The sequence below is a fragment of the Stenotrophomonas sp. GD03794 genome (genome assembly GCF_029842145.1).
GTDB lineage: Bacteria > Pseudomonadota > Gammaproteobacteria > Xanthomonadales > Xanthomonadaceae > Stenotrophomonas > Stenotrophomonas riyadhensis.
Genome location: NZ_JAOCFV010000031.1, coordinates 38,566 through 54,848, shown reverse-complemented (window position 1 = coordinate 54,848; position 16,283 = coordinate 38,566). Strand labels below are relative to the sequence as shown.

Annotated in this window: 15 protein-coding genes; 5 read left to right on the top strand and 10 right to left on the bottom strand. The window is 67.5% G+C overall.

Annotated elements, in window-relative coordinates; genetic code table 11:
- Nucleotides 1-32: 32 nt before the first annotated feature.
- Both N5D91_RS15975 and N5D91_RS15970 read right to left on the bottom strand, forming a co-directional pair.
- The gene (locus N5D91_RS15975; RefSeq protein ID WP_180855288.1) at nucleotides 33-2,129 is read right to left on the bottom strand and encodes a prolyl oligopeptidase family serine peptidase; all 2,097 of its coding nucleotides are present in this window, start codon (nucleotides 2,127-2,129) and stop codon (nucleotides 33-35) included.
- 69 nt (nucleotides 2,130-2,198) lie between these two features.
- Nucleotides 2,199-2,525: a hypothetical protein gene (locus N5D91_RS15970; RefSeq protein WP_110713762.1), complete on the bottom strand. Its 327-nt coding sequence runs from the start codon at nucleotides 2,523-2,525 to the stop codon at nucleotides 2,199-2,201.
- A gap of 127 nt (nucleotides 2,526-2,652) precedes the next feature.
- Here N5D91_RS15970 and N5D91_RS15965 point away from each other — a divergent pair, with 127 nt between their 5' ends.
- The gene (locus N5D91_RS15965; RefSeq protein ID WP_180855289.1) at nucleotides 2,653-3,255 is read left to right on the top strand and encodes a lipocalin family protein; all 603 of its coding nucleotides are present in this window, start codon (nucleotides 2,653-2,655) and stop codon (nucleotides 3,253-3,255) included.
- 121 nt (nucleotides 3,256-3,376) lie between these two features.
- On the opposite strand, the gene N5D91_RS15960 is transcribed toward N5D91_RS15965, so the two are convergent.
- The 3 genes from N5D91_RS15960 to N5D91_RS15950 form a co-directional block, all read right to left on the bottom strand.
- The gene (locus N5D91_RS15960) at nucleotides 3,377-4,066 is read right to left on the bottom strand and encodes a methionine ABC transporter permease (RefSeq protein ID WP_014038544.1); all 690 of its coding nucleotides are present in this window, start codon (nucleotides 4,064-4,066) and stop codon (nucleotides 3,377-3,379) included.
- On the bottom strand, nucleotides 4,063-5,070 hold the full coding sequence (locus tag N5D91_RS15955; protein WP_180855291.1) for a methionine ABC transporter ATP-binding protein: 1,008 nt from the start codon (nucleotides 5,068-5,070) through the stop codon (nucleotides 4,063-4,065). The genes N5D91_RS15960 and N5D91_RS15955 overlap by 4 nt, the downstream gene beginning before the upstream one ends.
- A 210-nt stretch (nucleotides 5,071-5,280) precedes the next feature.
- Nucleotides 5,281-6,177, bottom strand: coding sequence for a DMT family transporter (locus N5D91_RS15950; protein ID WP_110713766.1), 897 nt, complete (start codon nucleotides 6,175-6,177; stop codon nucleotides 5,281-5,283).
- Nucleotides 6,178-6,362: 185 nt separating this feature from the next.
- On the opposite strand from N5D91_RS15950, the gene N5D91_RS15945 reads away from it, so the two are divergent.
- On the top strand, nucleotides 6,363-6,845 hold the full coding sequence (locus tag N5D91_RS15945; RefSeq protein ID WP_006471121.1) for a YajQ family cyclic di-GMP-binding protein: 483 nt from the start codon (nucleotides 6,363-6,365) through the stop codon (nucleotides 6,843-6,845).
- Between the two features lie 35 nt (nucleotides 6,846-6,880).
- On the opposite strand, the gene N5D91_RS15940 is transcribed toward N5D91_RS15945, so the two are convergent.
- From N5D91_RS15940 to N5D91_RS15930, 3 genes are all read right to left on the bottom strand, one after another.
- The gene (locus N5D91_RS15940) at nucleotides 6,881-7,975 is read right to left on the bottom strand and encodes a helix-turn-helix domain-containing protein (protein ID WP_258011627.1); all 1,095 of its coding nucleotides are present in this window, start codon (nucleotides 7,973-7,975) and stop codon (nucleotides 6,881-6,883) included.
- Between the two features lie 161 nt (nucleotides 7,976-8,136).
- Nucleotides 8,137-9,264 (bottom strand): NAD(P)-dependent alcohol dehydrogenase, encoded by a 1,128-nt coding sequence (locus N5D91_RS15935; RefSeq protein WP_180855295.1) that lies wholly within the window; start codon nucleotides 9,262-9,264, stop codon nucleotides 8,137-8,139.
- A gap of 17 nt (nucleotides 9,265-9,281) precedes the next feature.
- The gene (locus N5D91_RS15930) at nucleotides 9,282-10,748 is read right to left on the bottom strand and encodes a benzaldehyde dehydrogenase (RefSeq protein ID WP_110713771.1); all 1,467 of its coding nucleotides are present in this window, start codon (nucleotides 10,746-10,748) and stop codon (nucleotides 9,282-9,284) included.
- A gap of 193 nt (nucleotides 10,749-10,941) precedes the next feature.
- Between N5D91_RS15930 and N5D91_RS15925 the strand changes: the two genes are divergently transcribed.
- Both N5D91_RS15925 and N5D91_RS15920 read left to right on the top strand, forming a co-directional pair.
- The gene (locus tag N5D91_RS15925; protein ID WP_032129027.1) at nucleotides 10,942-11,508 is read left to right on the top strand and encodes a DUF1415 domain-containing protein; all 567 of its coding nucleotides are present in this window, start codon (nucleotides 10,942-10,944) and stop codon (nucleotides 11,506-11,508) included.
- On the top strand, nucleotides 11,505-12,308 hold the full coding sequence (locus tag N5D91_RS15920) for an SDR family oxidoreductase (protein ID WP_180855296.1): 804 nt from the start codon (nucleotides 11,505-11,507) through the stop codon (nucleotides 12,306-12,308). Before N5D91_RS15925 ends, N5D91_RS15920 begins: the two co-directional genes overlap by 4 nt.
- Nucleotides 12,309-12,390: 82 nt before the next feature.
- On the opposite strand, the gene N5D91_RS15915 is transcribed toward N5D91_RS15920, so the two are convergent.
- Nucleotides 12,391-14,421, bottom strand: a complete 2,031-nt coding sequence (locus N5D91_RS15915) for a M3 family metallopeptidase (RefSeq protein ID WP_110713774.1) — start codon at nucleotides 14,419-14,421, stop codon at nucleotides 12,391-12,393.
- A gap of 165 nt (nucleotides 14,422-14,586) precedes the next feature.
- Here N5D91_RS15915 and N5D91_RS15910 point away from each other — a divergent pair, with 165 nt between their 5' ends.
- Nucleotides 14,587-14,991, top strand: a complete 405-nt coding sequence (locus N5D91_RS15910) for a hypothetical protein (protein WP_110713776.1) — start codon at nucleotides 14,587-14,589, stop codon at nucleotides 14,989-14,991.
- Nucleotides 14,992-15,062: 71 nt separating this feature from the next.
- Here the strand turns inward: N5D91_RS15910 and N5D91_RS15905 are convergent, their stop codons facing one another.
- Entirely contained in the window at nucleotides 15,063-16,175 is a 1,113-nt protein-coding gene (locus N5D91_RS15905; protein ID WP_153854565.1) for a PLP-dependent cysteine synthase family protein, read from the bottom strand.
- Between the last annotated feature and the right edge of the window lie 108 nt (nucleotides 16,176-16,283).

The window sequence follows — 16,283 nt, the reverse complement described above, 5'->3', positions numbered from 1 at the left end:
ACGCCGCCCTGGGGCGGCGTTTTCCGTTCTGCTTACTTACCGCCCAACCGCTCCCACAGGAAGCTGTAGGCCAGCGCCGACATGTGCGCGGCCTGCGCATTGTTGGCTGCGCCGCCGTGGCCACCTTCGATGTTCTCGTAGTAGGTCACGTCCTTGCCGGCGTCGATCATCTTCGCCGCCATCTTGCGGGCATGGCCCGGGTGCACGCGGTCATCGCGGGTGGAGGTGGTGAACAGCACCGGCGGGTACTTCTTCTTCGCGTCGAACAGGTGGTACGGCGAGAAGGTCTTGATGAACTCCCAGTCGCTGGTGTCCGGGTTGCCGTATTCGGCCATCCACGACGCGCCGGCCAGCAGGTGGCTGTAGCGCTTCATGTCCAGCAGAGGCACCTGCACGACCACTGCACCGAACAGTTCCGGATACTGGGTCAACATGTTGCCGGTCAGCAGGCCACCGTTGCTGCCGCCCTGCACGCCCAGGTGCTTGGCGGTGGTGATCTTGCGCTTGACCAGATCCCGCGCCACGGCGGCCATGTCTTCGTAGGCCTTGTGGCGGTTCTGCTTCAGCGCTGCCTGGTGCCAACGCGGGCCGTACTCGCCGCCGCCACGGATGTTGGCAACCACGTACACGCCGCCCTTCTCCAGCCAGGCGCGGCCCATGCCACCGGAATAGCTCGGGGTCAGCGAGATCTCGAAGCCACCATAGCCGTACAGTAGGGTCGGGTTGGAGCCGTCCAGCTTCATCGCCTTGTCATGCACCACGAAGTACGGCACGCGGGTGCCGTCCTTGCTGGTGGCGAAGTGCTGCTCGATCACCTTGCCCTTGGCATCGAAGAAGGCCGGCATGGTCTTCAGCGTTTCCGGCGCCTGCCCGATCTCGGCCAGGGCCAGGGTGGTCGGGGTGAGGTAGTCGGTGGCGGTCAGCCACACCGCGTCGCTGTCGTTGCTGTCCACCGCAGCCACGCCCAGCGTGCCGAAGGCCGGCGCGCCGACGAAGCGGCTGGTCTGCCAGCCATTGGCGCCCGGGGTCAGCACCGACAGGCGGTTCTTGACGTCATCCAGCACGTTCAGCACCAGGTGGCTCTTGGTCCAGGTGGCGCTGGCCAGCGAGGTGGTCGCGGTCGGGGTGAACAGCACCTCGAAGTCGCGCTTGCCGGCCAGGAAGTCGTCCAGCTTCGTCGCCAGCAGCGAACCGGACGCGTAGGTCTTGCCGCCCACGGTCCACGGATCGCGCAGTTCCAGGGTCAGCCACTGCTTGTGCAGGCCCTTCTCGGCCGAGTTCGGCGCGTCGATCTTGGTCAGCGTGCCGTCGTCGCCACGCAGGTAGAGCTCGTTGTTGTAGAACGCCAGCGTGCGGCTGACCAGGTTGCGCTCGAAGCCCGGGGTGTCATCGTGCATCGCCGCGATGTACATGTCTTCCGGCTTGCCTTCATACACCACGGTGGCCGAGGCCATCGGCGTGCCGCGCTTCCACAGTTTGGCCACGCGCGGATAGCCCGACGTGGTCATCGTGCCGGCACCGAAGTCGGTGTAGACGAACACCGTGTCGCGGTCGACCCAGTTGAGGCCACCCTTCGACTCCAGACGGAAGAAGCCGTCCTTGATCCAGGTCTTGTTGGCCAGGTCGAATTCGCGGGTGACGTCGGCGTCGGCGCCGCCACGCGACAGCGCGATCAGGCAGCGGCTGTAGTCCGGGCGCAGGCAGTCGGCACCGTGCCAGACCCAGTTCTCACCCTCGGCCTTGTTCAGCGCATCCAGGTCGAGCACGGTCTCCCACTGCGGCGAGGCCTTGCGGTATTCGGCCAAGGTGGTGCGCCGCCACAGGCCGCGCTCGTGCTGCTGGTCCTTCCAGAAGTTGTAGTAGTAGTCGCCGATCTTCTGCACGCCGGGGATCTTGGCATCGGAGTCGAGCACCTCGCGGATGCTGGTCTCCATCTGCTTGAAGGCCGGGGTCTGCGCCAGGCGCGCCTCGGACTTGGCGTTCTGTTCCTTGACCCAGGTCAGCGGCTTGTCGCCGGTGACGTCTTCGAGCCAGGCGTAGCGATCGGTGTCTTCAGCGGCCACGGCGGTCCCCACCGAGGCAGCGGTCATCATGCCGGCCAGCAGGCAGGCGGAAGCAAGTCGAGACATTGCAGCTCCAGGCAGTCATAAGCCGTGGAACGCTAGCATGGATCGCCGCGGCCGCCCCCGTGTCGAAGGTCAGGCCGCGGCGGTCGAGCCGCGACGGCCTCGCACCGCCCCGCCGCTACGGCGACGCGCCTGTCCACCGGTACGACGCGCCAGCCGCAGCCACGACAGGCGCGGCAACGGGAAGCGCAGCAACGCCCACCAGGCCACCAGCGGCATGCCCACCAGCCACATCGGCAGCCAACCCAGCCAGGCACTGCTGCCGCGCGCGGCCGGCCAGACCAGTACCAGTGCCACGCCGGCCAGGGCCAGCTGCTGCACGCTGCGCAGCAGGCGGGGGTCGGCACGCTCGAGAATGACGCGTTCAGTTGCAGGGCGGCGGACGGAACGTGCGTTCATGGGGCTTCTCCGATGGACAATGCAACACAGCATGGGCAAGGCCCTTCTCACAGGTTGCGACACCATTGACGGATCGCGTGCACACAGTCGACCATGCGCGTGCAAGCCCACTGGAGCCCGCTCCCGCATGACTTCGATCCGCCCGCTCTGCGCCGTGCTGCTGGCCCTGTCCCTGGCGGGCCCCGCCGTGGCCGCCAGTGAGCCGCCGTCGCCCCGCGCCAGCGCCACCGACGCGGCCGACCCGGGGGCGCCGATCGACCTGAAGCGCTTCATGGGCACCTGGTATGTGATCGGCCGCGTGCCGAACTTCATCGAACGCGGGCATGTCGCCAGCGTCAACGAGTATGAGCTCCGCGACGCGCACAAGGTCGGCATCACCTACCGCTACCGCGATGGCTTCGGCGAACCGCTGCAGGAAGTCCGCGCGCGTGCCAGCGTCGACCCGGACAGCGGCAACCACGGCTGGCGCACCTGGTTCTACCGCGTGGTGCCCACCCATTCGCGGGTACTGGAAGTGGCCCCGGACTATTCGTGGGCGCTGATCGGCTATCCCGGCCGTGAAATGGCCTGGATCTTCTCTCGTACGCCGGACATGGACAAAGCCCTGTACAAGGAGCTCGCAGAGCGACTGCGCGACGAGTACGGCGTGAACACCGACAAGCTCAAGCGCGTGCCGCAGCACCCGGAGCAGGTCGGCAAGCTGGGCTACGAAGTACCGAACGTGCGTTGATTGCAGGTGGGATTGCCGGCCAGCGGCCGGCACTACCATTTCCAGGCAATGGGGTAGAGCCGGCCGCTGGCCGGCTGCCGCGATGCACCGGGCGACGCCGGGGCAGCGCCCCGGCGCCTCGTCATTTGCGGCTGTAATGCGCGACCAGGCGGTCGCCGAGCATCTGCAGCAGCTGCACCAGGACCAACAGCAGGACCACGGTAACCAGGGCCACGTCGGTGTGCGAACGCTGGTAGCCATCGCGGAACGCCAGGTCACCAAGGCCGCCGGAACCAATCGCGCCGCCCATCGCGGTGAAGCCGATCAGGGCCACGGTGGTGACCGTCGCACCGGCGATCAGGCCAGGACGCGCTTCCGGCAGCAGCACGCGGGTGACCAGCTGCCAGGTGGTGGCGCCCATCGCCTGGGTGGCCTCGATCACGCCACGGTCCACTTCGCGCAGCGCGGTCTCGACCAGGCGCGCGTAGAACGGCGCTGCGCCGATCACCAGTGGCACGATCGCACCACGCACGCCCAGCGACGTCCCCATCAGGAACAGGGTGACCGGAATCAGCACGATCATCAGGATGATGAAAGGCACCGAGCGCAGCAGGTTCACCACCAGCGCCAGCACGCCATAGGCGAACGGACGGCGCTTCATCTGCGGTGCGCCGAACAGGTACAGCAGCACGCCCAGCGGCAGGCCGATGGCCAGGGTCAGCGGCAGCGAACCGAGCAGCATCAGCAGGGTGTCGATGGTGGCCTGGCCGATGTCGGCCCACTTGCCCGCATCCAGGTGGCGGAAGAAACCGCCGGCAGTGGCGATGATCATCGACGCAGTTCCTCAACGTGCACGCCGGCGGCCACGAACGCGGCCTGCGCGGCGGATTGGTCACCGCCCACCAGGGCGACAACCAGCTGGCCATACGGGGTGTCCTTGATCCGGTCGATACGGCCGGACAGGATGTTGTAATCGACACCGGTCTCCCGCGCGACGCTGCCGAGCAGGGGTTCGTAGGTGTCTCCGCCGAGGAAGGTCAGGCGCACGATGCGGCCACCGACGGCATCGAAATCACGGTGCAGCGCGCCTTCATCCACGTGCTCCGATTCGCTGACGAAACGGCGCGTGGTCGGGTGCTGCGGGTGCAGGAACACCCGGGTGACCGGCCCGGTCTCGACCATCTGGCCGGCATCGAGGACGGCGACGCGGTCGCAGACGCGGCGGATCACGTCCATCTCGTGGGTGATCAGCACGATCGTCAGGCCGAGCTCGCGATTGATCTTCGACAACAGCGACAACACCGAGGCGGTGGTCTGCGGGTCCAGCGCACTGGTGGCCTCGTCGCACAACAGGATCTGCGGGCGTGTCGCCAGCGCACGGGCGATGCCGACGCGCTGCTTCTGGCCACCGGAAAGCTGTGCGGGGTACTTCTGCGCATGCGCCTCCAGGCCCACGGTCTGCAGCAATTCGGCCACGCGCGCGTCGATCTCCGCCTTCGGCGTGCCGGCCAGCTCCAGCGGGAAGGCGACATTGCCGGCCACCGTGCGCGACGACAGCAGGTTGAAGTGCTGGAAGATCATGCCGATTCGCCGGCGCAACGCGCGCAGGCCATCCGCGTCCAGTGCGGTGACATCCTCGCCACCGATCAGCAGCCGGCCACCGCTGGGTTCTTCCAGACGGTTGATCATGCGGATCAGGGTCGACTTGCCGGCGCCGGAGTGGCCGATGATGCCGAATACCTCACCGGCCTCGATGGTCAGGTCCAGCGGCCGCAGCGCGCTGACTTCGCGGCCGGCAACGGCATAGGATTTGTGCAGGCGCTGGAACTCGATCACGGGCGTGGCTCACCGGCTGGGTGACGGAAGGGGGCGTGCAGCCTACCAGCGCAGGCGGTCGCGCGCCCGCGCCATGGGCCAGAATGTTATTCCTTTTGGTTCTAAGTCGCCCGCACCGACGCGTTGGCTGGGGTCAGAGCCCCTGCGGGGATCCGACCCCAAGGTCGGATCCCCGCAGGGGCTCTGACCCCATTCCCCGGCCAAACCGACTCAGGGATGGTCCAGCGGCTTCGGCGGCTCCTGCCGGTTCACCCGCTCACGGTGCAGCAGGTACAGCCCCGAGGCGACGATGATCGCCGCACCCACCCAGGTATAGCTGTCTGGCAGCTGGCCCCAGAAGGCCAGATCCCAGCCGATCACCCAGACCAGGCCGCTGTACTCCAGCGGCGCGATCATCGAGGCCTCGCCCAGCTGGAACGCCTTGGTCAGGGCGATCTGGCCGAGCGCGCCGGCCAGGCCCATGCCGGCGATCAGCGGCGCATGCGCCAGCTGCAGCGGCACCCAGCCGGGAAGGGCCAGCAGGCCGGCGCCGATGGCCATGATCACAAGGAACCAGACCACCATCGACTGCGAGGTATCGGTGCGGGTGAGCAGGCTGACCGTGATCGCCGCCACGGCATAGGCGGTGGCGGCGGCCAGCACCATCAGGCCGGGCACCGAGATGAAACCGTCCACACCCGGCCGCAGCACCACCAGCACGCCGACCAGGCCGATGCCGATGGCCACCCAGCGCCGTGGCCCGACCCGCTCGCCCAGCAGCGGCACCGACAATGCGGCGATCAGCAGCGGGGCGACGAAATAGATGGTGTAGGCGGTGGACAGCGGCAGGTCGCGCAGGGCGAACACGAAGCAGCCGATCATCGCCATGCCCAGCGCGCCACGCAGCAGGTGCAGCCCCCAGCGACGCGGGATCAGCGAGCGCGGGCCGGCGCTGGCCAGCACCCAGACCAGCACGAACGGCAACGAGGCCGCGCCGCGCAGGAAGGTCACTTCCAGGGTCGGATAGCTGGCCGACAGCTGCTTCATGCCAGCGTCCATCAGCGAGAAACAGGCGACCGCAGCGACCATCCAGGCCACCGCACGCGAAGGGGAGCGTTGCACGTTCATGGCCCATTATCGCCGACCACACCGGCTTGTAGAGTCGAGCTTGCTCGACTGCCGCCCTTCTGTAGAGTCGAGCCATGCTCGACTGCCTTGTGAAGAGCAGTCGAGCATGGCTCGACTCTACAGAAAGCAGGCATGCGGGCCGGCGCGATAGAATGGCCACCACTGAATCCTGCGGAGCATCGCCCATGCCTTCCTTCGACGTCGTGTCCGAAGTCGACACCCACGAGCTGACCAACGCCATCGACCAGGCTAACCGCGAACTGGCCACCCGCTTCGACTTCAAGGGCGTGGACGCCAAGTTCGAGCGCGATGGCGATGTGATCAACCAGACGGCGCCAACCGAGTTCCAGCTCAAGCAGATGAACGACATCCTGCGCGCACGCCTGGCCGCACGCGGCATCGACGTGCTCAGCCTGGAGTTCGGCGACATCGAGACCAACCTGGCCCAGGCCCGGCAGAAGATCACCGTCAAGCAGGGCATCGAGCAGAAGATCGCCAAGAAGATCGCGGCGGCACTGAAGGACGCCAAGCTGAAGGTGGAAAGCCAGATCAACGGCGACAAGCTGCGCGTGCAGGGCAAGAAGCGCGATGACCTGCAGGACGCCATCGCCGTGCTCAAGGCCGGCAAGTTCGAGCTGCCGCTGCAGTTCAACAACTTCCGCGACTGATGCCCCCGCCGGGCCCTGCCCGGTGGACTACGCGGTCAATCGCGCAGCAGCTTGTACAGCGTGGTGCGCGAGATTCCCAACTGGCGTGCGGCCAGGCTGAGGTTGCCGTCAGCGGCCTGGGCCGCGCGGCGCGCGGCCTCACGCTGCTGGTCACGCAGCAGCGGCGCGCCTGGATCTGCCGGGGTGCTCCGCACAGTAGACCGGTGCGCCGCGCCTCGCGGCCCCTGCAGACGCTGCAGGTAGACCGCACTGCCCTCGCCCAGCCGGACCCGATGCGCTGCGCCCGGTTGCAGCAGCCGACGCCGTTGCGCCGCACTGGCACCGGCAAACAGCGCTTCCAGACCCAGCAGCGGCAACGGCCCGCGCCGTGGCAGGCCCAGCAGGCGCCGTGCAACGCGGTTGGCTGCACGCAGCTGGCCATCCTCCTGCACCGCCAGCAGCCCCTGCAGCGGTGACGCCAGCCAGCGCGGATCATGTTGCACGGCCAGCAGGTGCACGTCGGTAAGGCTGTGGAACAAGCGGTTTTCGCTGGCCAGCGCAGCCTGCCGGAAATAGCCCTGCAGCAGGGCGGGATCGCGCTCGCCAAGACCGGTGATGTCGATCACTCCGCAGACCCGACCGTCGAGATCGTGCAGTGGCTCGCTCAGGCAGAACACCGGCGCGAACCGCTGCAGGTAGTGTTCGTTGCCGCGCACCAGTGCCGGCACATCGTCGGCCAGGCTGACCGCTGGCGCGGTGGTGCCGATCTCGGTCTCGCCCAGCTGTCGCCCGACCTGGATCGGCCGCAGCAAGGGAGCATCTTCCAGCCCGTGGGCCTGCTGCGCGATCACCATGCCATCGCGGTTTGCGCAGAACATCGTCCAGCCACGCCCACCGAAGGCCGCCCAGAGCTGTTCCAGCTCCGGCTGCACGCAACGCGCCAGGCGCCGATCATCGGGATGGGAAAGATGGCGGCCATCGCCCAGCAGCGGCCGATAGTCCGGCTCCTGCCCCGGCTGCAGGCCCGCCGCGCGCGAACGCAGCCATGACTGCTGCAGCGGCAGCGGCAACACGCCCAATGAGCGCACATCGCCGTCGGCGAAAGCGGCACGTGCCGCCACCAGTTGTTGCTGCCCGACTGTCGTGGCCATCATGGAAGCAGCGTACACCCGCCAGCGGCAACGCCATGTTACGTCTCGGCAACGGAGCGTTTCCGTTTCAAGACGCGTTCAAACAAAGGGGCAGAGCCATTATCTTCTGGAAACGGATCTGCCCCATGCCGGCCAGCGACCGGCACTACCAACAGGGGAAACTACGCCGAGATGCGCAGCACCGGCTTCAGGGTAATGCCACGGGTACTGTCTTCTGCGGCCTGGTTGATCTGTTCCAGCGGATAGAACTTCACCAGCTTGTCGAACGGGAAGCGTCCCTGCTGGAACAGGGTCACCAGCTGCGGAATGAACACCTGCGGCACACTGTCGCCCTCGACGATGCCGCGGATGCTGCGACCGCCGAGCAGCAGGTTGTTCACATCGAAGCTGGCCGTCGTGCCCAGTTTCGGCGCGCCCACCACGCCCATCATGCCCAGCCCACCCAGCGCCTCGACGCCAGCGGACAGCACGTCCGGACGACCGGTCGATTCCAGCGCGAAGTCAGCACCCCCACCCGTGATCGCACGCACCGCCTCGACCACATCGGTCTCCCGGCTGTTGACCACGTGGGTGGCCCCCAGCTCCAGAGCAAGCTCCAGGCGCGAAGGCACCACGTCGATGGCAATGATGGTGGTGGCCCCGGCCACCTTGGCCGCCATCACCGCGCTCAGGCCCACCGCACCGGCACCATAGCTTGCAAAGCTGCTGCCCGACCGCACCTGCAGCGAGTTGAGCACCGCACCGGCACCGGTCTGGATGCCGCACCCAAGCGGGCCCAGCAGTTCCAGTGGTGCGTCATCAGGCACCTTGATCGCATTGATCTCGCGGGCCAGCGCGTAGGTGGCAAACGAGGACTGGGCAAAGAAATGATCGTGCAGCGGCTGGCCCTGCGCATCGGTGATCGCGGTATGGCCGTGGCCATCATCGCCACCGAAGTTCAGGGCGAAGAAATCCCTGCAGTAGGCACCGTGTCCACCCCGGCAGGGATTGCAGTGACCACAGGCGCCGTAGGTCAGCACCACGTGATCCCCCGCCTTGAGGTCGCGCACGTTCGGGCCAACCGCTTCGACGATGCCCGCCCCCTCATGGCCCAGCACCGCCGGCAGCGGCACCGGATAGTACTGATCGCGCACGATCAGGTCGGTGTGGCACAGGCCGGTGGCCACCACCTTCACCAGCACCTCGTCGTCCTGCGGACCGCGCAGCGTCGCCTGCTCGATGACGAAGGGCTGCTCCTTGCCGCGTACCACGGCGGCGGTGATCTCACGCGTTGCGTTGTTGTCGTTCATCGTGATGGCTCCTTCGATCAGATCGGGTATGCGGGCGCTTCGCCCTTGACGGTCAACCACTGCCACTGGGTGAACTCCTCGCCATTGGCCGGGCCACCGATGCTGGTGCCGTTGCCGGACGCGCCGACGCCGCCGAAGGGGTTGATCACCTCGTCATTCACGGTCTGGTCGTTGATGTGCAGCAGACCGGTACGCAGGCGCTCGCCGATCTTCAGCGCGCGGCCGACGTTGCTGGACACGATCGCCATCGACAGCCCGTACTCGCTGTCGTTGGCCAGGCGCACGGCTTCGTCGTCATCGTCGAACGGCACCACCACCGCCACCGGCGCGAAGATCTCCTCGCTGAAGGCCGGATTGTCGGCCGCAACGTTGCCGAGCACGGTGGGTGCGAAGAACAGCTCCCGGTGCGTTCCGCCCGCTTCCAGCGTGGCACCGGCCTGCACCGCCTGCTCGACCACGCGTGCGGCATGGTCGCGCTGGCCGGCATTGATCAGCGGGCCGATCGCCACGTCCTCACGTGCCGGGTCGCCTACCTTCAGCGCGTTGGCCTTGGCCACCAGTTTCTGCAGGAACGTGTCGTGGATCTTCCGGTGCACCAGCACGCGCCCGGTCGCCATGCAGATCTGGCCCTGGTGCAGGTAGACGCCCCACGCGGTGTTGGCCACCGCCAGGTCCAGGTCCGCATCGTCCAGGATGATCAACGAATTCTTGCCACCCAACTCCAGCGAAACCTTTTTCAGGTGCTTGCCCGCCGCTTCGCCGACCTTGCGCCCGGCGGCGGTGGAACCGGTGAACTGGATCATCGCCACGTGCGGGTCACTGGTCAGTGTAGCCCCGGCCGCGCCATCGCCGGGCAGCATGTGCAGCACGCCTGCCGGAAGGCCCGCCTGCTCGAACAGGCGTGCGATCACCGCGCCACCACACACTGCCGTACGCGGGTCCGGCTTGAGGACCACAGCGTTGCCCAGCGCGATCGCCGGGGCCACCGCGCGCATCGCCAGGTAGAGCGGGAAGTTGAACGGCGAGATGACCCCGACCACGCCCAGCGGCCTGCGCCGTGCCAGGTTCAGCCGGCCCGGTTCGGAGGGCAGGATCTCGCCCACGCTGCGCGACGGCAGTGCGGCGGCTTCATGCAGCGCCTTGATCGTCACCTTGGCCTCGAAGCCGGCCTTGAGGCGGGTCGAGCCGCTTTCGCGGACCAACCAGTCGATGAGGGTGTCGATGTTCTCCTCGGCCAGCCGCGCAGCCTTGCGCAGCACCTCGGCGCGCTGTTCGTAGGGCGCCGCCGCCCACGCCTGCTGCGCCTGTGCCGCGGCGGCCGCCGAACGCGCGATCTGCGCCGGGTCGGCCAGGCCGATCTCGCCCAGCTCCTGGCCGGTGGCCGGTTCAATCACCGGGTGCCGTTGCGGGGCAGCCTGCCAGTGGCCATCAAAGAAGGCGCCGGCCCAGAGGGCGTCCGGCAGCCACGGGGAAGATGCAGTCATGGGTGTCCTCCTGTGTCGTGCATCCATTCCACGCCCGTCGCCCCGGGCTGGCAATCGGCCATCCATCGGTAGCGCGCAACAGTTTGAATCTTCGGGGATTTCCAGCTTCGCCTCTGTCCAGTTCCTGCACAGTGGACAGCGCAGCACCGGCACACTGCCTACAATGGCGGCCCCGCCAGCCGACGTGCCCGCCATGACCGATTCCCACCTGCCCACCGATGACCCGATCGCCGCCACCCGCCTGTGGCTGGAGCGCATCGTCATCGGCCTGAACCTGTGCCCGTTCGCCAAGGCGGTGTACGTGAAGGACCAGGTCCGCATCGTGCTCAGTGATGCGACCACGCCGGAAGCGCTGGTTGAGCAGCTGGCCGAGGAACTGGTGCTGCTGCGTGACACACCCGCCGAGCAGATCGACACCACCCTGATCGTGCACCCGCAGGTGCTGACCGACTTCCTCGACTACAACGATTTCCTCGATAACGCCGACGCGGCGATCGAAGCGCTGGACCTGCAGGGCATCCTGCAGGTGGCCAGCTTCCACCCGGACTATCAGTTCGACGGCGTGGCCGCGGACGACGCCAGCAACTACACCAACCGCGCGCCCTTCCCCACCCTGCACCTGCTGCGCGAAGACAGCGTGGCGCGCGCGGTGGATGTCTATCCGGACCCGGACGTGATCGTCGAGCGCAACATCCAGACCCTGGACCGCATCGGCGTGGACGGCTGGCATCGCCGCCTGCGTGGCGAAGACCTGACGTGAGCACGGTGCCGCCGATTGCCACATGGCCGGCCGCGCCGCTGTCGGGCAAGGCGGTGCTGGTCACCGGCGGCGCCAACGGCATCGGTCGCGGCATCGCCCAGGCCGTGCTCGGTGCCGGCGGACGCGTGCTGATCGGCGACCTGGATGAGGAGGCCGGCGAGGCGTGTCTGGCGGAATGGCAGCGTGGCGAGGATGCCGCGTTCCAGCGCCTGGACATCACCGACGAAGCCAGCGTGCGCGACTTCATCGCCGTGGCCCAGCAGCGTTTCGGCCGCATCGACGGGCTGGTCAACAACGCAGGGATCGCCGGCCCGCACGGTACGCTGCTGCAGGACATGGACTGGGACGAGTGGCAGCGCCGGCTGTCCTCGCTGCACGGCGCCTTCCTGTGCAGCAAGCACGCGTTGCCCGCGCTGACTACCAGCGCCGCCGGTGCGATCATCAACATCGCCTCCACCCGCGCCTGGCAATCCGAAGCACACAGCGAAGCCTATGCCGCGGCCAAGGGTGGGCTGGTGGCCTTCACCCATGCACTGGCGATCAGCGCCGGCCCGGCGGTGCGGGTGAACAGCATCAGTCCCGGCTGGATCGGCACCACTGCGTGGCAGGCACCCTCACGGCGCCTTGAGCCGGAGTACTCGGCCATCGACCAGGCGCAACACCCGGTCGGCCGGGTCGGTCACCCCGAAGATATCGGTGCACTGGCGGTGTACCTGCTGTCGTCACTGTCCGGTTTCACCACCGGCCAGGACTTCATCGTCGACGGCGGCATGACCCGGAAGATGATCTACGCTGAATGACCCCAAGGCGCGACGCCTGGTAGAGGCCAGCCTTGGTTGGCCTGGGCTTCTCGCCAACCAAGGTTGGCACCTACCAAACACCTTACGCCATGCCCGAGTGGCGCAGCAGCGCGTCGATCTGCGGCGCGCGGCCGCGGAAGGCCTTGAAGTTCTCCGCCGCCGGGCGGCTGCCACCACGCGACAGGATCTCATCGCGGAAGCGTGCACCGGTTTCAGCCAGTGCCTGCGGCGCTTCCTCGAATGCGGCGTAGGCATCGGCGCTGAGCACCTCGGCCCACTTGTAGCTGTAGTAACCCGCGGCGTAACCGCCGGCGAAGATATGGCTGAACTGGTGCGGGAAGCGGTTCCAGACCGGCGGGTGGTTCACTGCCACTTCCGCACGCACGCGGTCGAGCAGTGCCAGCACGCTGTCCTGCGCCGGTTCGAACTGGCTGTGCAGCAGCATGTCGAACAGGCCGAACTCCAGCTGGCGCACCGTGGCCATGCCGCTGTGGAAATTGCGCGCGGCCAGCATGCGCTCGTACAGCGCGCGCGGCAGTGGCTCACCCGTTTCAACATGCGCGGTCATGCCCTGCAGGTGGTCCCATTCCCAGCAGAAGTTCTCCATGAACTGGCTGGGCAGCTCCACCGCGTCCCATTCCACGCCGTTGATGCCGGCCACACCCAGTTCGCCGATGCGGGTCAGCAGCTGGTGCAGGCCGTGGCCCATCTCATGGAACAACGTGGTCACTTCGTTGTGGCTGAAGGTCGCCGGCTTGCCGTTGGCACCACGGCCAAAGTTGCACACCAGGTAGACCAACGGGGTCTGCACGCTGCCATCGGCACGCACGCGACGGTTGCGGCAATCGTCCATCCACGCACCGCCACGCTTGCCTTCGCGTGCGTACAGGTCCAGGTAGAACTGGCCCACCAGCGCGCCCTGCGCATCGACCAGGCGGAAGAAGCGCACGTCTTCATGCCACACCGGCGCACTGTCCTCCTGCACGCGCAGGCCGTACAGCTGTTCGATCACCGAGAACAGGCCGCCCAGCACCTTCGGTTCGGTGAAATATTGCTTCACTTCCTGCTCTGAATAGCTGTAGCGCGCCTGCTTCAGGCGATCGGCGGCGAACGCCAGGTCCCAGGCCTGCAGGCTGTCGATGCCGAGCTGTTCGCGTGCAAACTGCTCCAGCTCGGCGCGGTCCTTGGCCGCAAACGGCTTGGCGCGCGAGGCCAGGTCGCGCAGGAAGCCGAGCACCTCGGCCGGGTCCTGCGCCATCTTGGTGGCCACCGAATAGTCACCATACGAACCGAAGCCGAGCAGTGCGGCCAGCTCCGCGCGAAGGGCGAGGATGCGGTCGATGTTGCCGCTGTTGTCCAGTGCGTCATCGCCGAATTCCGATGCACGCTGCGCGCTGGCGCGGTACAGGATCTCGCGCAGGTCGCGGTCTTCGGCCCAGGTCTGCACCGGCAGGTAGCACGGCATCTGCAGGGTCAGCTTCCAGCCGGACTTGCCCTCCTTTTCCGCCGCAGCGTGCGCGGCAGCCTTCACGTCCTCCGGCAGGCCGTTCAGTCGCGCTTCGTCCTCGATGATCAGCGACCACGCGTCGGTAGCGTCGAGCACGTTCTGCGAGAACTTCGCCGACAGTGCCGACAGCTCCTCCTTGATCGCCGCGAAGCGCTGCTGTGCCTCGGGCGCCAGCTCGGCACCGCCAAGGCGGAAGTCACGCAGCGTGTTGTCCAGCACCTTGCGCTGGGCCTCGTCGAAGCCCGCGGCCTCCGCGCTGGCGGCCAGTGCCTGGTACTGGCGGTACAGCGCCAGGTTCTGGCCCAGCGCACTGGCGAAGCGGGTCACCCGTGGCAGGTTGCTGTTGTAGGCCTCACGCAGTTCCGGGGTGTTGACCACGCCCTGCAGGTGGCCGACCAGGCCCCAGGCGCGCCACAGGCGCTCGGTGGCGTCATCCAGCGGGGCCACGAAGGTCTCCCAGCGCACCGGCTGCACCTGCTCGGCCGCGCTGACGGCGGCTTCGGCCTCGGCCAGCAGCACGTCCAACGCCGGTGCCACGTGCTCGGGGCGGATGGCCTCGAAGCGCGGCAGGCCGGAAAAATCGAGCAGGGGGTTGGCAACGGTCACGGCAGATCTCCAGGGAACGGGCCCGGCGGGCGGGCAGCCCAGTAGATATGGCGCTGGCAGGCGTGGCTGACAAGGGGGCGCGGCATTCACATCGGCCTTACGGTCACGCATCGAAGCTCTGGCTGCGGGGGAGTCCGCAGCGGTAGGTACTGAACGAGGCCCCACATGGAAGGTCTGGCTGCAGTTGCATCCGCCCCACCGGCGCGGTCGTTGGCGTTGTCCGCCAGCCCGGCCGAACTGACCTGGATCGCCGCGCTGTGCGATGCCGGCGATGACGCCCCGCGCCATCTGCAGCAACTGCAGGCGGTGCTACAGCAGGGCGGCACCTTCAACGACGCCCAGGAGTGGTACCCGTTCGAGGTGATCGAGCGCGGCGCCAGCCAACTGCGGCTGGGCCATGAGCGCGAGTTCGTGATCTGCGTGCTGCTGTGGCTGCAGGCGCTGGCCCAGGGCCGTGCCAGCAGCCTGGACCCGAGCCTGCATCTGGATGACCGCGCGATGGACATCGAGGCATTGCCCGATGCACTGCGCGATGCGGTGCTGGATGCGTTCACTGCGGCGGGGTATTGAATCTGTAGCGTCGAGCCATGCTCGACGGCTCTTTCCCGGAGTGTCGATCACGGCTCGGCTCTACGAGGACGCTACAGCGCTTCCAGGCTGCACCACGGCAGTTCGGGCAGTCCCTGCCCAGCCACCGCCGCTGCCAGCTGTGCATCGGCACCGTCGACATCGATGCCCTGGCGCACGTACCACGCCGGGTCGTAATAACTCTGCGCATAGCGCTCGCCGCTGTCGCACAGGATGCTGACAATGCTGCCCTGGTGGCCCGCCTCACGCATCCACTGCGCGGCCTGCAGCACACCGATGAAGTTGGTGCCGGTGGAGCCACCCACGCGTCGACCGAGCTGGCGGCTGACATGGCGCATCGCGGCCAGGCTCAGTGCATCGGGCACCTTCACCATTGCATCGACGCTGGTCGGGATGAAGCTCGGCTCCACCCGCGGCCGGCCGATGCCTTCCACGCGCGAACCACCGCTGCAGGTCAGGCCCCGCCAGTCCTGCTCGCCGGCCACGGCAGCCTGGTAGCCATCGAAGAACACCGACACTTCCGGGTCCGCGCACAGGATGCGGGTGTCATGCCGGCGGTAGCTGACATAGCGGCCCAGCGTCGCTGCGGTACCGCCGGTACCAGGGCTGCACACGATCCACTCCGGAACCGGGCTGGGCTCCTCGGCCATCTGCTTGAAGATGGATTCGGCGATGTTGTTGTTGGCGCGCCAGTCGGTAGCGCGCTCGGCATAGGTGAACTGGTCCATGAAGTGGCCGCCGGTTTCGCGGGCCAGCTTCTCCGATTCACCGTTGAGTTCGCAGGCACGCTCGACCAGGTGACAGCGGCCCCCGTGGAACTCGATCGCGGCGATCTTTTCCGGCGAAGTGGTCGCCGGGATCACCGCAATGAACGGCAGGCCCAGCAGGCGCGCGAAATAGGCTTCGGAGACGGCGGTCGAGCCGCTGGAGGCCTCGATCACCGGCCGGCCTTCGCGCAACCAACCGTTGGTCAACGCATACAGGAACAGCGAGCGCGCCAGCCGGTGCTTGAGACTGCCGGTGGGATGGCTCGACTCGTCCTTCAGGTACACATCGATGCCCTCGAACCCGGGCAGCGCCAGCGGGATCAGGTGGGTATCGGCGGAACGGTTGAAATCGGCTTCGATCTTGCGGATGGCGGCGGCCACCCATTCACGCTGCGACATGGCGGGCAATCGTTATCAGGACGGAACGGTGCGATCCGGCCATTGTACGTCGCGGTGCCGTCAGGTGCGGGCCGGTAGAATGAAGCCATCCGGCCGGCAACGGCCCCG

Coding starts and splice junctions, on each gene's coding strand:
- N5D91_RS15905 (WP_153854565.1), bottom strand. CDS start 16,175: ATGTCGCAGCGTGAATGGGTGGCCGCCGCCATCCGCAAGATCGAAGCC.
- N5D91_RS15965 (WP_180855289.1), top strand. CDS start 2,653: ATGACTTCGATCCGCCCGCTCTGCGCCGTGCTGCTGGCCCTGTCCCTG.
- N5D91_RS15935 (WP_180855295.1), bottom strand. CDS start 9,264: ATGAACGACAACAACGCAACGCGTGAGATCACCGCCGCCGTGGTACGC.
- N5D91_RS15945 (WP_006471121.1), top strand. CDS start 6,363: ATGCCTTCCTTCGACGTCGTGTCCGAAGTCGACACCCACGAGCTGACC.
- N5D91_RS15950 (WP_110713766.1), bottom strand. CDS start 6,177: ATGAACGTGCAACGCTCCCCTTCGCGTGCGGTGGCCTGGATGGTCGCT.
- N5D91_RS15960 (WP_014038544.1), bottom strand. CDS start 4,066: ATGATCATCGCCACTGCCGGCGGTTTCTTCCGCCACCTGGATGCGGGC.
- N5D91_RS15970 (WP_110713762.1), bottom strand. CDS start 2,525: ATGAACGCACGTTCCGTCCGCCGCCCTGCAACTGAACGCGTCATTCTC.
- N5D91_RS15930 (WP_110713771.1), bottom strand. CDS start 10,748: ATGACTGCATCTTCCCCGTGGCTGCCGGACGCCCTCTGGGCCGGCGCC.
- N5D91_RS15925 (WP_032129027.1), top strand. CDS start 10,942: ATGACCGATTCCCACCTGCCCACCGATGACCCGATCGCCGCCACCCGC.
- N5D91_RS15910 (WP_110713776.1), top strand. CDS start 14,587: ATGGAAGGTCTGGCTGCAGTTGCATCCGCCCCACCGGCGCGGTCGTTG.
- N5D91_RS15940 (WP_258011627.1), bottom strand. CDS start 7,975: ATGGCCACGACAGTCGGGCAGCAACAACTGGTGGCGGCACGTGCCGCT.
- N5D91_RS15975 (WP_180855288.1), bottom strand. CDS start 2,129: ATGTCTCGACTTGCTTCCGCCTGCCTGCTGGCCGGCATGATGACCGCT.